Source organism: Clostridium sp. UBA871 (assembly GCF_002295255.1).
GTDB lineage: Bacteria > Bacillota > Clostridia > Clostridiales > Clostridiaceae > Clostridium_J > Clostridium_J sulfidigenes.
Window position 1 is genome coordinate 24,303 of record NZ_DBFV01000011.1, and the last position, 15,581, is coordinate 39,883.

Here is a 15,581-nt window from a genome sequence, read left to right on the forward strand (position 1 = left end):
TAAACCTCCAATAAATAATAAATAATATATCAACTTAAGTTTAACACAGTTTAATCATTAGTATCTATTAGAAAGATAAAAAAGTTTAAGTGTGTAACATCTAATTTCCCGAGTAAAGATGTATAATTAAAAAGTTATAAACATGTTATTCACATTAGTGTGGATAATGTTGATAAAATTTCACGTGTTTATAAGGTATATATGGAGTCTAGAAGAGAAATTATAGAATTATAAGATGAAAATCTATGTATTAACATTGAATTCACTAAGTTATAAACAGGATACCTGTGGATAATGTTAATAATATGGACAAGTTGATAATTTAACAGTATATAAAATTATATTATGAAGCATCGACAAAGTTTTATTAACAATGTATGTTAATAAAATAATATGTAGAAATTTAGTATTGAAAATATTACAAAATATGATATAATTTTATATGGATTTATAAAGAGTAGAAATACTCTTAATATTTTGTATCAACTATGTAAATGTATACAAAAAGTTATATACTATTTGGTATATCATTTACTAAGTATTAAATTTATTTGGAAATATGGAGGATTTAAAATGAAAAGAATAATTGCATTAGTATTAACAGCAACAATAGGTTTAGCATTAGTAGGATGTGGAACAAAAACTAATACTTCAGAGGATTCATCAGCTAAAACTACTGAGCAAGCTTCTACTGAAGATAGTAAAGAAAAAGAAAGCACAGAAGTACCAGAGGTTACTTATGAAAGCTTTGAATCACTATTAAATAGTTTTGCTAACAAAGAATATTATTATAATGAAGCAAACACTTTAAAATTACTTACTGATGAAGATGAAGCTGCATATGTAAAAAAGGCAGAAACTACTCTTGATAAAGTATTAACTGATGAAAAAATAGACAAATCAAAGGCAAAAATATATCAATATTACAGAAATGTAAACGGTAAAAAAGATCAAGTTGCATATGTAATTACTTATGGAGATAATAATACTGCAGAGAAAATATATGAAGTTTATTCAGATGTATCTGATGATTTTGAAATAACTTTTAAAGAAGTGAAAGAAAATAGTGACATAATTGCGCATAAACAGTTTGCAGAATTATTTAAAGGTGAATTTTAATTAAAATAAAAAATAAAAAAGAAGGAGATAGAATAAATATCTTCTTCTTTTTTATTTTTTTACTTATATTTGAGTTTCAATTTAAATAGTACCTATTGAATCTTTAGTAAGATTAATGATTGTGGACATTTCTTCAGAGCTTAGATAACGCCATTTCCCCGTAGGAAGATTACTTAAGGACACATTCATAATTCTAATACGTTTAAGACTAGTTACTTTGAATCCTAAGTATTCGCACATTCTTCTAATTTGTCTATTTAGACCTTGGGTTAAAATTATATTAAAAGTACATTTGCCAATTTTTCTAACTTTGCATTGCTTTGTCACAGTACCAAGTATAGGAATTCCATTTTCCATTGAATTAATAAATTCTTTTGTAATAGGTTTATCAACGGAAACTACATATTCTTTTTCATGATTATTTCCTGCACGTAATATTTTATTTACCATATCTCCATCATTAGTTAAAAATATTAATCCCTCAGAGGGTTTATCGAGACGTCCTATAGGGAATATTCTCTCGTGATAGTCAACAAAGTCAATTATATTTCCCTTAACATGAGTTTCTGTTGTGCAAGTAATCCCTACAGGTTTATTAAGGGCTATATATACTTTATTTGACTTAGGTTTAATAGTTTTTCCATCAACTACTACAGTATCAGTAGGACTAACTCTTGTTCCAAGGGTAGCTAAGATACCATTTACATATACTTTACCAGATTCAATAAACTTATCTGCTTCTCTTCTGGAACAAATTCCACTTTCGCTTATGTACTTATTAAGTCTAAGTAAGTTTTTATTATCCATATAGTTATATCACCACCTAGCATAAGACTTAATGAATGTTAGTTATTATATAATTACTTACATTCACTTTAAATTTATTGTATAATTATAGCATAATATCAATGTTATTAGTATTATACAATATAATAGATATTATATAAATAAAATTTTAGAGGATATGGGGGGAACTATGAATAATAAAGTAGTAAAGAAGATTTCTAGTATTTTAATAGTAATTATAATGTGTATGACACCATTGGCATTAACTGGTAGTGCCTTTGCAGCAGTAAATATACAGGATTTAAACCATCAAATAAATATACCAACAAATAAAACTTGGACAATAAAGCTTAGTAATAGACTACATACAAACTTAATAAATAACCTTAGTACTTATGTAAAAGTTTTTTCACCTAATGGTGGTGAATTAAAGGTAGGTTTAAGCTACAATGCAACTAACAAGGCTATAAAAATAACACCGCCTTCTGGAGGATATAGTACAAGCACTACCTATAGTATAATTGTAAAATCTGGCTTATATGATAGTGAAGGAAAATATATTGAATTACCTGCAGTAAAGGAATTTTCTACAGTGCCATCAAACCATAATGTATCCACATTAGGTACAATGTCTACTTATTCAGTAGGAACTACAGTAGATAATTTTGCAAATATCCAATATAATAAGAAACCACCAATATTTAGAGCTTTATATTCTGGAGATGCAAGAAAAACAGATATAGCACAGTATTTAGAACCAAGCAGATATAAAAATGATAAAAATGGTATATATATGTTTATGAAACTAAACTTCATACAAGATATAAGTGTAAGTACGCTAAATAATGTATTAGTGGGTAAAGGTACATTATCTAGTATGGGACAAGCATTTTACGATGCTTGTAAAACCAATAATGTAAATCAAGCCTATGCAGTGGCACATGCACTATTAGAGACTGGAAATGGTACATCTACCTTGGCAAAAGGAGTAGACTATAAAAAAGAAGATGGAACTACCGTTAAGGTTTATAATTTCTTTGGAATTTGTGCCTTTGATAATTCACCAGTAAGCTCTGGAGCAGAATCAGCCTATAAAAATGGGTGGACTTCACCAGAAGCAGCTATTAAAGGTGGTATTAAATGGATTGCTGAAAATTATATACATTCAGATAAAAATGCAAAGAACCCTAGACCAGCTCAAGATACTATATATGAAATGAGATGGAATGTTCACAATTACAGTAGTCCATGGCATCAATACGCTACAGATATTGTATGGTCATATAAACAAGTAACTAATATTAAATTAATAATGGACAAGCATTCTAATGTTAAACCACAATTTGAAATACCGGTGTATAAATAATAAGTATAGTATAAAACCCTAGTCATAAATTGACTAGGGTTTTAAAATTATAAAATCAATATATTAGTCAATATTAAGATCATTATCATTTCTATTAATTATAACTTTATAATTATATTTTCCAGCATATTTTTTAAAATTATCAAAATTAAGAGGCTCTCTTTTGTTATCCTTAGTTATATATATATATATACTGCCAGGTGAATATTCATCACACTTCGGGATTAATTCCTCTTTTAATGCTGAGTCAAATAAAAGATTTAAGCCTAAATTTAGTTCGTTTCCTTTTAGTGAACTTAAACTTTCCAATCCTAAAGTAGACCCACTAGAATCTGTAATTTTAACTATCTTGTTTCTATTTATACCTATTTTGATATTGGAATCTAAAGAGAGGATTATATTAGCTCTAGGTGAAAAGAAGATAAAATAAATACAACTTAATACTAATGCACAAATAGATATTAGTATTATAAATACTTTTATAAGATTTGACCTATCTACATATACAGTACCATCATAAATATTACCTTTAATAGGAGCTTTATCATTTCTCTCTAATGTAACAAATTCTTTATTATTTGTTACTATATAAACTTTATCATCATCAAAATTAATTACTTTACCAGATTTTCGCATATAAATACCTTTCACTAATTAAATTTATTTACAACATAAGTATATTTTACAATACAATTTTAAAATATAAAAGCAAAAGTAATCATCATCATAAGAAAATATTTTATTACAAAAAAATATTATATTAGCTAATATTTGCAAAAAGTGTTTGAATATTCAGTATACCGGGAGTATAATTTATACTAATAGATAAAAAAGGAGAATTATTAAGACCTTGGGGGAGAGTTAATATGAATAAAAAAAGGATATTATTATTAAGTATAATAATGGGATTTTTAATAATTGTAATTGGTAATTATTTAAATAACTACAATTTATTGAAACAGCCACCGTCAGAAAAATGGAGCAAAGAAGTAAAAATTGGAAGTGGGTTAGGAAAGAATACACCAGTAATCATAAAAGAAGAAAATCGTTTATTAGTAGCATATGGGGATACTAAAAAGATTAAAGTATGTGAAACAGATTTAAATGGGAAAGAAATTAAAACTAAAGAATATGCTGTAGAAGAAGAACTACTTAAGAATTTAATATTTACCAAAACTGATAAAGGATATACTTTGATTTATAATTCTAATAAATTAAGTATAGATTATTTAGAAAAGTTAGTTTTAGATGAAGAGTTAAATTTGGTAAAAAGAGAAATAGAAGAAGGAATCACATTTACTGAACAAATTGATAGTAAAAATATAGTTTTAGCCTATAAAGATAAAATTAAGTTAGTAAACACAGTATCAAATGAAAATATAGAAGTGCCAGTAGAAAACTTAAGTATGCTTACTGCTAATAAAAGTAAAGATGAACTTTTGATATGTTACTTAGAAAAAGAGAAATTATTTAAAGGATTCACAGTTAAAGGTGGAAAGGTATCAAAGCCATTTCTTATCAAAGAGATGATTAAAACTGACAAAATTACTTATGGAGCAATGTCATTGTCTTCAGATGCAAAAAATGGATATTTGCTTGTTGAGAAATATGATAGAAATGAATACTTTGCTACAGAAGTAATGGAGTTTCCTATAAGTGGAGGAGAGGGCCAGGTTAGTAAGCTTGTGGTTGATAAATCCAGTTACGTTATAAATACTAAAGGAGCCTATTCAGAAAATGGTGCAAGATTTTATGCCACCATGGGAGTGCCTTTTGGTAAAAAGGAATTTCAAAAAGCTATAGTTTCTTTTGAAATAAAAAATGGTGAAGTTTCAAGTTCAGAGAAGATAACTAGACTAAGAGAATTATGTATTCATCCATATAATGATGAAGAATATATAGCATTTCTTAGTTTTGAGAAGGATGGATTATATAGTGTTAATATAGCATCTAGTAATGAGAATTTTAAGGATGCAAATAATGGACCTCGTAGAGATGAAAGATTGAGATCTCTTGGGTATTTAGTAGAAGGTTTTATGTATAGTATATCTTATATTATAATAATAGGATTTAGATGGATAGTTCCTGGTTTAGTTATAGCAGGAGCAGTATCTTTTATGGATTACAAATTTGATGATAAAAAGAAAAGGTATATGTATATCATACTAGCTACTATTGTTGTAGTAATGAAAATATATACTATAAATAAAGCTTTTTATGTGCAATATTCACATATGTTACCTACTATTTTAGCTCCATCATTTGTAGGCATATTGATAAACTCCTTAATTGGACTAGTTGTATATGGATATGGATATATGGTCTATACAGATGATTTTGAGAGCATATTTCTAGGTAAGTTTAGTATATTCATGTTAATTGATGCATTGTTTACATTAATGATATTTGTACCTCTTATAATATAATAATAAAGTTTAATTAGAATTTAAAAAGAGATTATTTCTTATAATTAATTGAAATAATCTCTTAAAGTTATATAAAACATATGCATAATAATAAATAGTTTAAGGAGATATATAAATGAAAAAGAAAAAAATGCTTTTAATTTTTCTTATTATTGTGACGTGTATATTAATACTTACTGGAAACTATAAGAATAACTATAATTTAGAAATACAACCACCATCTAAAACATGGAGTAAGGAAGTAAGGATAGCAACTGCAACAACGAAAAATGCTCCAGTAATTTTGAAAGAAGATAATAGAATACTTGTAGCATATGATAATAATAAAAATCTTAATATTGTTGAAACCAATACTGTAGGAGAAGTTTTGAATAATAAACAATATGAAGTTAATGAAGAATTAATAAACAATGTATTACTCGCTAAAAGTGTAGATGGGTATATACTAATGCTTAACTCCATAGAAGATTGTGAGGGATACTTATTAAAGGTATATATAGATAAAGATTTAAATGAGGTTAGTAGAGAGAATATTAAAGGAATAAATAGTACTTATCAATTAGATAATAACAATATAGTAGTTGCTTACAAAGATAAACTTGAGATAATAAATACAGTAGAAGATAAAATGATATCTATTCCAGCAAAAAATACAGACATGATTTCAGCCAGTAAGAATAAAGACGGTTTTCTAATATGTTACATGGAAGACAACTCATATATTAAAGCAATTACATTTAATGAAGATAGGGTTTCAGAACCTATATTAGTGGAAGAAATAGCTAAGAATAATAGAGTTACTTATAAGAATATGTCCTGTTCTTCAGATAGAGAAAATGGATATACAATGTTCGAGCAATATGTTAAAGGTGAACTTCACTCTTGTAGGTTATTCGAGTTTCCTATAGCTGGAGGTGAGGTTAAGGAAAGTAAACCAAGAATTAATGAATCAAATGAACTAATAAATGCTATAGGAACTTACTCTGACGAAGAAGGTGGGAAGTTTTTTTCTACAATAGATAACTCTTATGGGAAGAAAGAGGAAAGAAGAGGAATAGCATCCTTTGTTGTAAAAGATGGTAAGATAAATAAAGTTGAGCCAGTTACAAGAACAAGAGGAGTATGCATTAATCCTTATGTAAATGAGGATTATATTAGTTACTTAAGTTTTAGAGATGAAGATTTATATGATGTTGTCATAGCATCAACAGATGAAGGATTTAAGGCTATAAATAATTTACCAAGAGAGTCAGAGAAGAAAAGTGCACTTACTTATACTATTGAGGGACTTATGAATAGCTTTGTATCTATAATAATTGTTGGATTCCCATGGATAGCAATAGGTTTAGTTTTAAGTGGAGCAGTTACATTCCTAGACTATAAGCTATCTAATAAGCAAAAGAAGATTGCATATATAATAGTAGCTATATTAACAACTTGTGCAAAGATCTTTTTTATAATAAAAATGTTCTATGTTAAATATGTATATATGTTACCACCGGCTATAGCCCCTATTTATGTTGGTATTGTCTTATGTATATTAATAGCAGTTATAACATATAGTTATGGATACTGTACTTATACAAGTGAATTTGAGGGAATATTTATATCAAAATTTGTTTTAAGTTTATTAATTGATGCATTATTAACTTTGATGATATATGCTCCATTAATAATATAAAAATTTAAACCGTCATATCTATTTTAAACTTCTAATAGTTATAGATATGACGGTTTATTTAATAATCACAGTACTTTTGTTATACTCAATAAAATGATCTATAGAATAGCTAAAATCCTGTTTATAGAATAGGAGATAGTAGTCTAGATATAGCTTCCTTGAATTTAATTATTAGAGATCTATTAGAATAATGTTCAGGAGTGAGTAAAGTACTTTGCAATATATCTGATTCAAAGGCTTTATCAACCTCAGAAGTAGTTATTGTACCATATATTATGGCATTAACTTCAAAATTTAGATTAAAACTACGTATATCCATATTAGCAGTTCCTATAGTACACATTTTACCATCTATTGATACCATTTTGCTATGAATAAATCCATTGTCATAGGTGTAGCATTTAGCACCACATTCTACAAGTTCCCAAATATAGGACTTAGATGCCCAATAAATAAATGGATGATCTGGCTTACAAGGTATTATAATTTTAACATCTACACCAGATAGGCATGCTATTTTAAGAGCTGTTAAGATACTTTCATCTGGAATAAAATATGGAGTCTCAATATAAATGGAATTTTCAGCTTTGCTTATTAATTTAAGGTAAGTATTTCTTATACTACACCACTCAGAATCAGGTCCGCTAGAAATTATTTGAACAGCTGTATTATCTATGTATGGTTTTCTAGGAAAATACCTTTCTTCCATGAAAAAGTCTTTTTTGCTCGCAAAACGCCAATCCATCAAAAATCTGACTTCTAGATAATTTACAGAGTCACCTTGAAGATGAAGATGAGTATCTCTCCAAAAGCCAAATTTCTTAGATAGGCCTAAATATTCATCTCCTACGTTTAAACCTCCAACAAAACCATGTTCTCCATCTACAACACAGATTTTCCTATGATTTCTATAGTTTATTCTCACATTTATATAAGGTATAAAAGGTGGAAAAAAGCAATACACTTCTCCACCGGCTTTTACCAGTGGATCAAAAAAATGCTTTTTATTATGAATGCAACCCATACCATCGTAAAGAAGTTTAACTTCAATACCTTCCTTTGCTTTCTTCACTAAAAGATTAAGTATTTCAGTGCCTAGATTATCATCATTAAAGATATAGTACTGAATATGAATAAAATTTTTGGCATTCTTTATACAATCTATCATGATAGGAAATTTTTCATTTCCATTATTAAGAATATCTACTTTATTGTTATTAGTAACAATAAAATTATCACTATATAGATTTAAATTTATTACATCATGATATTCTTTTAATAGAGAGTTATTATTAACTATAGCTTTGTCGCTGAGAAGGCGCTTTTGCTCTTCAGAGAATTGCATAAGAACAGATTCTTCTTCCTTTTTTAGAACAAAGAATTTTTTGCGACGAAGATTTTGACCAAAGAATAAATACATTATAAAACCAATAAATGGTATAAACAACATTATCATAAGCCATGTCCAAGTATTACTAGTATTTCTCTTTTCAAATATAATTACAATTATAGCAAAAGCAATATTTACAACAAATATAAGGTTTATAATATTTAAAAAAACAGTATAATTATCCATAAAAACTCCTTATTATAATATAATAATTAAATTTTAGCATAACATATAAAAAATACATATAAAAAACTATAAAAACTATATAATTATTATAATAATAAAAGTATAATTGAAATTAGTGTTTGCAACATGTATAATTCTATGCTATAAAACTAGTGTAACATAAATAATATAGTATAACATAAAATAAACGGGAGGGCAAAATGAAGGAGTTTTTTAACAAAAGTGAACTTAAAAATTATCTAATGATAATGGTTGGTATAACAATACTGGCTATAGGAATAAACGTATACTATTCACCACAACATTTAGTTACCGGAGGAGTATCAGGTTTAGCTATTATATTAGATTATGTATTTAGCATTCCACTATGGTTAACTAATGTAATTGTAAATATACCATTATTTATAGTAGGAATAAAAATAAAAGGGATGGATTTTGCAAAAAAATCTATATTTGGAGCAGCTTTTGTATCTGTTGCCCTTTGGTATACTAGTTTTATCCCGCCGGTTCAATCTGACTTATTAATATCAAGTGTATTTGGAGGCCTTTTTGTAGGAGCTGGAGTTGGATTAGTATTAAGATCATCTGCATCAACAGGAGGTACAGATTTACTTGCAATAATTATAAAGCATTATTTGAAGAAAATACCTATAAATCAAATAATGATGTGCATAGATGGAATGATAATAGTAGTAGGTTTATTTGTTTTTGGCGTAGAAAAAGCCATGTATGCATTGATATCTATATTTATAGTTTCTAAAGTAGTAAATACCTTAGTAGAGGGTGTAAATTACTCTAAAGAAGTACATATAATCTCAGAAAAGTCTGGTGAAATAGCACAAGAATTAATGAAGCACTTAAATAGAGGAATAACAAGTATAAATGGCAAGGGTGTATATACTGGAAAAAGTAAAGATATATTGTATATTGTATGCTCTACAGAAGAATTAATTGAGCTTCAAAGAATTGTAAAAGAAGTAGACACTGAAGCTTTTATAATAATAAATGATGTAAGAGAAGTAGTAGGAAGAGGATTTACTCAACCACAGTATGATGGATACAAAGAAGAAAAATAGAACATTATAGAAGGATTTAGAAAATAAGTATAGAAACTATTTAAGTATAAGATGTATATTCAATTTTGAAAGGATAGGTGATTAATATGAATATAAAAGTGGAGAACTTAAAAAATGTTCAATCACATAACAATTCCAAAGGTATATTTTTATTTGAAAGTTATATGGAACTACAACAAGGATTTTCATGTGACAAATTAGATAATATCCTTAGTTGCTTAAGTGAAAGTAAAGAGTTCGCTGGCAAAAAAGGAGATTTATATACATTAACTAATATAGAAGATGGGTCTATACAAAAAACTATACTTGTAGGTCTTGGTGAAAAATCTAAGTGTAAAGTAGATAATGTTAGAAATAATACTTCTAAGTTAATCAAGGAAGTAATTAAACAAAAAATAAAAACTCTAGATTTACATGTGAAATCTATGGATTGTTGTTGTAATTATGAAAAAGTTAAAGCTATTACTGAATCCCTTATAATGACTACTTATAATTTTGATAAATATAAAAGTGATAAAAAAGAAGTACTATTAGAAGAAGTAAGAATTATATTTCATGAGGACCAAGATTTAGCTAAATTAAATGAAGCTGTAGAAGAAGGAAGACTACTTGCAGAAGGAAATTTAATTTCAAGAGAACTTGTAAATGAGCCTGCAAATATTTTAACTCCAGAGGCATTATCTAAAAAAGTTCAGCAGTTAGGCCTTGATCATGGATTCCAAGTTGAAGTATATAATAAAGAAGAAATTAAAAACTTTGGTATGGAATCATTTTTATCCGTTGGTAAAGGTTCTTCAAATGAACCCAAGCTAATTGTAATGAGATACATGGGTGATGCTGATAATAAAGAAAATATATTAGGTCTTGTAGGTAAAGGATTAACCTTTGATGCAGGTGGATATTGCCTAAAAACTGCAGGAAGTATGTGGACTATGAAGAGTGATATGGGGGGAGCAGGTGCTGTTATCGGTGCCATGTCTACCATAGCAAGAAAGGGATTAAAGAAAAATATTGTAGCTGTAGTGGCTGCTTGTGAGAATTTAATTTCAGGAGATGCATATAGACCTGGAGATATAATTAATACTATGAATGGTAAAACCATAGAAATTATAAATACAGATGCTGAAGGCAGATTAACTTTAGTAGATGCAGTTACTTATATAATAAGAAAAGAAAATGTAACTAAGGTAGTTGATATTGCTACTCTTACTGGTGCTGTAGGTGGTGCTATAGGAAGTGCCGCTACAGGAGTTGTAACTAATGATGATGAATTCTACTCACTTTTAGAGGAAGCTTCTTTACATTGTGATGAAAGAGTTTGGAGATTCCCAACCTTTGATGAATATAAAGAAAAAATAAAAACTGGTAATGCAGACTTAGTTAACTCAACTGGCCCTGTAGGTGCAGGAGCAATTACAGCAGGATTATTTATTGGTGAATTTGTAGAAGATAAGCCATGGTTACACCTTGATATTGCAGCTACAGCTTTCACATCACAGACACCAAATAGAGAATATTTCTCAAAGGGTGCAACAGGAGTAGGGTCAAGATTATTATATGAAATTGCTAAAAAATATTAATAAACATAAAAAACCTGTGGAAACACAGGTTTTTTAATGATAAAAGAGTATAACTTTGAATTTATAAAGTTATACTCTTTCATTATGTAAATATTTAATTATAAGATACCTTCATTTTTAAGAACAGATTCAATTTCTTGAACTTTCTTAGCAAGAGAAATAAAGTTTTCTTTTATCATATCCTCAGATACAGAATTAAATTTAATATTTTCTTCTAGTTTTTCAATAGTAGAAAGTGCTTCATCAATCTCTTTTTGCGCTTGCTTTAAATTAGTTTCATTCATAAAAAATCTCCTTTAGTTGTTTTATTTAATCTATACATTAAATGTTATCATTGAGAAGATTTAAATTCAACTATAAATTTATTGAAATGAATTATAGGAGTTAGTATAAGACTTATCAATTTTGCTACTATGAAGGGAGTATACTTCTCCATTAACTAAATCAACAACTTCTACAAGACCAGAATTATCATAAACTTTTCTAATGAATAACTCTCTATTGTTATAATAACCAGTAGCTCCAGGGTTTTGATTTTTCATTTCTATTATTTCGTTTAAATCCATAACATAATATACCTCCTAGTATGATTTTTAATAGTTTTTCCTAAATTGACAGTTTTTATGCATGATAAAATAGAGGATAGAATTTTCTATATAATAAAAAAGCTAAATATTGTTTAAAGGAAGAACATATACATTACATATAAATATATATTAATTTATTAAAGATATAGGAGAGTTTGTATGATAAATGTAATATGGTTCGGAATTTTATTTATAGGTATAGCTTTTGGCGTACTTACAGGAGATGGAGAGCTCTTATCTAAAACCATAGTATCAACTACATCAGATACAGTTAAGCTTATTATAGAGCTATTAGGAATGATGTGTCTTTGGTGTGGGGTGATGAAAATTGCGGAGAGAAGTGGCCTTACAGACAAATTAGCCAGATTATTAAAACCTATACTTAGAATAATCTTTAAAGAAGCAGGAAAAGATGATAAGGCTTTAGGAGCTATAGTTATGAATCTTACAGCTAATATGTTTGGATTATCTAATGCAGCAACTCCTTTTGGTATAAGAGCTATGGAGGAAATGGATAGAATAAATGGGCATAAAGATGTGGCAAGCAACGATATGGTACTATTTCTAGTTTTAAATGCAGCCTGTATTCAATTTGTGCCAACTACAGTTGTTTCTATTAGAGCTGCATTTAATTCTGGAAATCCAGGTTCAATAATTCTACCAGCACTATGTACTACAACCTTTGCATCTATACTTGGAATTATTTTATGTAAGTTTTTACAAAGATACTTTTAAAGGAGGAAAATGCCGTGGGAAATATATTTGATTATTTTTTAAAGGGAATAATTCCAATAATTATAGGTGCTGTAGTACTATATGGCATTATTGCTAAGGTAAAAGTATATGAATGTTTTGTAGAAGGATCTAAGGAAGGTATAAATGTATGTGTAAGGATTTTCCCTTATCTTTTAGCTATGCTTATAGCAGTAAATTGCTTTAGGGCTTCAGGGGCTATGGATTATGTTATAAACTTAATAAAGCCAGCTGTTAACGTGGTAGGTATACCTCCAGAAATCGTTCCGTTAATATTTATAAAACCACTATCAGGTAGTGGAGCAATTGGGGTTTTCACAGATATAGTAAAAAGCTATGGACCAGATTCTTTCTTAGGATTTCTATCATCTATAATAATGGGTGGTACAGAAACTATATTTTATACTATTGCTGTGTATTTTGGAGCTGTTGGTATAAAGAAGGTAAGACACAGTTTATGGGTAGCTCTAATAGTTGATTTATGTGCTGTACTCTTAGCAGTTAATTTAGCAGTAATGTTAATGAGATAAAGAAATTTGTTAATACAGGGGAGGAGTTTAATTAAAAGTATAGAATTTGCCTATATATAACATATTTTGTAAAGTATGATATATAAGTAGATTCTAGATGGGAGAAAAAGTTATGGATGTTTTTATGGAGAATTTTTTTTATCTTCTTATCTTGTTTTTTATAATAGGAGCTGTAGTTGCAACAATAAAAAGAATTTTACACTAGAGAGGAATTAAATTATATAAGAGATTACTTAAGAAAGTAATAGTAAATGAAACTGCCTAATAAAGAGCATTAGCATACTTTATTAGGCAGTTTTTAATATATAGCTATCAATATTTTAGTCTAGCTTTGTTATATGACTATTGATAGGCTTCAGTTTCTTCACATAGAATATATAAAGAAGAAGTCCATCTACAGACCATTGAACAAAACATATAATCCAGAACACAGTTATTGATGTGCCTAGTAAATAAATGAATATAAATACTAGTGGAAGTCTTATAAACCAAGAGGTTACGAAGGCTATAATAAATGGAGTTTTAGTATCACCATAACCTTTGAAAATTCCACCTACAATCATCGATAGTGCCATGGCAGGCTGTTCTGCAGCAGCTATCATTAAACAAGCTGCTCCAAGAGAAATAACTTCTGTATTACTACTATCTATAAACATTTTAATAAGTTGTGCTGGGAATATTAAGAATAGTAATGTAAATATGCACATTACACCTATTCCTAAAATCATAGCAGTACGACCATACTCTCTAGCTTTTTTATAGTCGCCTTCACCAACTTTATTTCCAACTAGAGTTGTAGCAGCAACGGCAAATCCCCACCCAGGCATAAAAGAAATAGATTCTAAGGTTAAAGTGATTTGGTTAGCAGCAAAGGCGATGGTACCAAGATGCATAATCATCATACTTGTAAAAAGTCTAGCTAAACTATAGGCAGCTTCTTGCATTCCAGCAGGTACAGATAAAGAAGTAATATTTTTTATTCTAGCACCGCTGAATTTCTTTAAGTACTTAAATTCAATTTTTATTAGGGATTTTTTATAGGTATATATAGCTGAATAAATAAATCCTGATATATTAGCTATAGTTGTAGCAATAGCGGCACCCTTAACTCCAAGTTCTGGAAAACCAAGTAAACCAAATATTAATATAGTATCTAATGAAAGGTTAACTACAAGCATAACAATAGAAACAATCATTGGAGTTTTAGTATTTCCATAGGATCTATTAACAGCATTTAACATACTAGATAACATATTAAAGGGCAAGCCAATACATACAATGTTTATATAAGTTGTACCTAATCCTATTATGCTTGGCTCAGCACCAGCTAGAACTAACAATTTTTTACTAAATAAGAATATAAATAGTGTAGTAGCCATACTTACTAGGAATCCTAAAGAAAATCCTAAGGTTGCATATTCATTAGCCTTATCTAATTCTTTAGCACCGTATCTTCTTGCTACAATTGAAGTGATTCCAACAGATAAGCTTTGAGCAACTAGAATATTAGTAAAGGTATAAATAACTTCACTAGACATTCCTACAGTACTAACAGCAATATCCCCTCCATATTGACCTATAAGCATAGTATCAACAGTCCATATCATTGTATATAATAACATTTCTATTACAGCTGGTAAGGATAGTTTAAGTACATCCTTTACTGTAGATTTATTTAAATAAAGGTTCTTTTTTAATAATTCCATATAACTACCTCCTTTTAAAAAATACCCTTTTAATTGCCTAATAATAATGTAAGAAAATTATGGCACATATATAATGATAATTCATATTTCCAAAAAAAAATAGATGTAATACAAATAAAAATAAATAAAGTATAAAAATTCATAAAAGTGAATAAATTACTATATAAATATATACCTATATAAATAACTGTATATAAAACTATAAGGCTAGTTAAATAGTTAACTATTTGTTGTGCTCATGCGGGTTTCAGGGCTATTCTACCCTTTGAAGGTGTGATTAAACATATATCTAAAGGGAAGTTATGAATAATTATATTGCTACTATTTAATAATATATTAATAAACATAATATATTAATTATACCGTTGACATAAAATAATTATAGTATTATCATA

14 protein-coding genes are annotated in these 15,581 nt (G+C 28.1%); 8 read left to right on the plus strand and 6 right to left on the minus strand.

Features of this window, described 5'->3' with window-relative positions:
• The first annotated feature begins 573 nt into the window (after positions 1-573).
• A complete protein-coding gene (locus B3086_RS13250; protein WP_346893625.1) occupies positions 574-1,119 on the plus strand; it encodes a hypothetical protein in 546 nt (181 codons plus the stop codon).
• Between the two features lie 81 nt (positions 1,120-1,200).
• Here the strand turns inward: B3086_RS13250 and rluF are convergent, their stop codons facing one another.
• A complete protein-coding gene (gene rluF / locus B3086_RS13255; RefSeq protein ID WP_346846933.1) occupies positions 1,201-1,926 on the minus strand; it encodes a 23S rRNA pseudouridine(2604) synthase RluF in 726 nt (241 codons plus the stop codon).
• Between the two features lie 169 nt (positions 1,927-2,095).
• Between rluF and B3086_RS13260 the strand changes: the two genes are divergently transcribed.
• The gene (locus tag B3086_RS13260; protein WP_346846934.1) at positions 2,096-3,271 is read left to right on the plus strand and encodes an N-acetylglucosaminidase; all 1,176 of its coding nucleotides are present in this window, start codon (positions 2,096-2,098) and stop codon (positions 3,269-3,271) included.
• 63 nt (positions 3,272-3,334) lie between these two features.
• Here B3086_RS13260 and B3086_RS13265 read toward each other — a convergent pair whose 3' ends face one another.
• Complete coding sequence (locus tag B3086_RS13265; RefSeq protein ID WP_346893627.1) at positions 3,335-3,922, minus strand: hypothetical protein; 588 nt, start codon at positions 3,920-3,922, stop codon at positions 3,335-3,337.
• 215 nt (positions 3,923-4,137) lie between these two features.
• Here B3086_RS13265 and B3086_RS13270 point away from each other — a divergent pair, with 215 nt between their 5' ends.
• Together B3086_RS13270 and B3086_RS13275 are read left to right on the plus strand one after the other, a co-directional pair.
• On the plus strand, positions 4,138-5,697 hold the full coding sequence (locus B3086_RS13270) for a hypothetical protein (RefSeq protein WP_346879787.1): 1,560 nt from the start codon (positions 4,138-4,140) through the stop codon (positions 5,695-5,697).
• 115 nt (positions 5,698-5,812) lie between these two features.
• Positions 5,813-7,378, plus strand: coding sequence for a hypothetical protein (locus B3086_RS13275; RefSeq protein WP_346846937.1), 1,566 nt, complete (start codon positions 5,813-5,815; stop codon positions 7,376-7,378).
• Positions 7,379-7,499: 121 nt separating this feature from the next.
• Here B3086_RS13275 and cls read toward each other — a convergent pair whose 3' ends face one another.
• The gene (gene cls / locus B3086_RS13280; protein WP_346846938.1) at positions 7,500-8,954 is read right to left on the minus strand and encodes a cardiolipin synthase; all 1,455 of its coding nucleotides are present in this window, start codon (positions 8,952-8,954) and stop codon (positions 7,500-7,502) included.
• Between the two features lie 200 nt (positions 8,955-9,154).
• On the opposite strand from cls, the gene B3086_RS13285 reads away from it, so the two are divergent.
• Entirely contained in the window at positions 9,155-10,030 is an 876-nt protein-coding gene (locus tag B3086_RS13285) for a YitT family protein (RefSeq protein ID WP_346846939.1), read from the plus strand.
• Between the two features lie 86 nt (positions 10,031-10,116).
• Positions 10,117-11,610 carry a leucyl aminopeptidase gene (locus tag B3086_RS13290; protein WP_346879786.1) on the plus strand — a complete coding sequence of 498 codons (1,494 nt, stop codon included), beginning with the start codon at positions 10,117-10,119 and terminating at the stop codon, positions 11,608-11,610.
• A gap of 98 nt (positions 11,611-11,708) precedes the next feature.
• Here B3086_RS13290 and B3086_RS13295 read toward each other — a convergent pair whose 3' ends face one another.
• A complete protein-coding gene (locus tag B3086_RS13295; protein WP_035130839.1) occupies positions 11,709-11,894 on the minus strand; it encodes a hypothetical protein in 186 nt (61 codons plus the stop codon).
• 78 nt (positions 11,895-11,972) lie between these two features.
• Positions 11,973-12,176, minus strand: a complete 204-nt coding sequence (locus B3086_RS13300; protein ID WP_035130841.1) for a hypothetical protein — start codon at positions 12,174-12,176, stop codon at positions 11,973-11,975.
• Between the two features lie 180 nt (positions 12,177-12,356).
• On the opposite strand from B3086_RS13300, the gene B3086_RS13305 reads away from it, so the two are divergent.
• Together B3086_RS13305 and B3086_RS13310 are read left to right on the plus strand one after the other, a co-directional pair.
• Positions 12,357-12,932, plus strand: coding sequence for a nucleoside recognition domain-containing protein (locus B3086_RS13305; protein ID WP_346846941.1), 576 nt, complete (start codon positions 12,357-12,359; stop codon positions 12,930-12,932).
• A gap of 14 nt (positions 12,933-12,946) precedes the next feature.
• Positions 12,947-13,480, plus strand: a complete 534-nt coding sequence (locus B3086_RS13310) for a spore maturation protein (protein ID WP_346893629.1) — start codon at positions 12,947-12,949, stop codon at positions 13,478-13,480.
• A gap of 320 nt (positions 13,481-13,800) precedes the next feature.
• Here the strand turns inward: B3086_RS13310 and B3086_RS13315 are convergent, their stop codons facing one another.
• Positions 13,801-15,186, minus strand: coding sequence for an MATE family efflux transporter (locus B3086_RS13315; protein WP_346846943.1), 1,386 nt, complete (start codon positions 15,184-15,186; stop codon positions 13,801-13,803).
• Positions 15,187-15,581: the final 395 nt, after the last annotated feature.

Excerpts from the sequence above, each read along its gene's own strand:
- B3086_RS13250 (WP_346893625.1), top strand. The coding sequence starts at position 574 with ATGAAAAGAATAATTGCATTAGTATTAACAGCAACAATAGGTTTAGCA.
- B3086_RS13275 (WP_346846937.1), top strand. The coding sequence starts at position 5,813 with ATGAAAAAGAAAAAAATGCTTTTAATTTTTCTTATTATTGTGACGTGT.
- B3086_RS13285 (WP_346846939.1), top strand. The coding sequence starts at position 9,155 with ATGAAGGAGTTTTTTAACAAAAGTGAACTTAAAAATTATCTAATGATA.
- B3086_RS13270 (WP_346879787.1), top strand. The coding sequence starts at position 4,138 with ATGAATAAAAAAAGGATATTATTATTAAGTATAATAATGGGATTTTTA.
- B3086_RS13290 (WP_346879786.1), top strand. The coding sequence starts at position 10,117 with ATGAATATAAAAGTGGAGAACTTAAAAAATGTTCAATCACATAACAAT.
- B3086_RS13305 (WP_346846941.1), top strand. The coding sequence starts at position 12,357 with ATGATAAATGTAATATGGTTCGGAATTTTATTTATAGGTATAGCTTTT.
- B3086_RS13300 (WP_035130841.1), bottom strand. The coding sequence starts at position 12,176 with ATGGATTTAAACGAAATAATAGAAATGAAAAATCAAAACCCTGGAGCT.
- B3086_RS13295 (WP_035130839.1), bottom strand. The coding sequence starts at position 11,894 with ATGAATGAAACTAATTTAAAGCAAGCGCAAAAAGAGATTGATGAAGCA.
- B3086_RS13315 (WP_346846943.1), bottom strand. The coding sequence starts at position 15,186 with ATGGAATTATTAAAAAAGAACCTTTATTTAAATAAATCTACAGTAAAG.
- cls (WP_346846938.1), bottom strand. The coding sequence starts at position 8,954 with ATGGATAATTATACTGTTTTTTTAAATATTATAAACCTTATATTTGTT.
- B3086_RS13260 (WP_346846934.1), top strand. The coding sequence starts at position 2,096 with ATGAATAATAAAGTAGTAAAGAAGATTTCTAGTATTTTAATAGTAATT.
- rluF (WP_346846933.1), bottom strand. The coding sequence starts at position 1,926 with ATGGATAATAAAAACTTACTTAGACTTAATAAGTACATAAGCGAAAGT.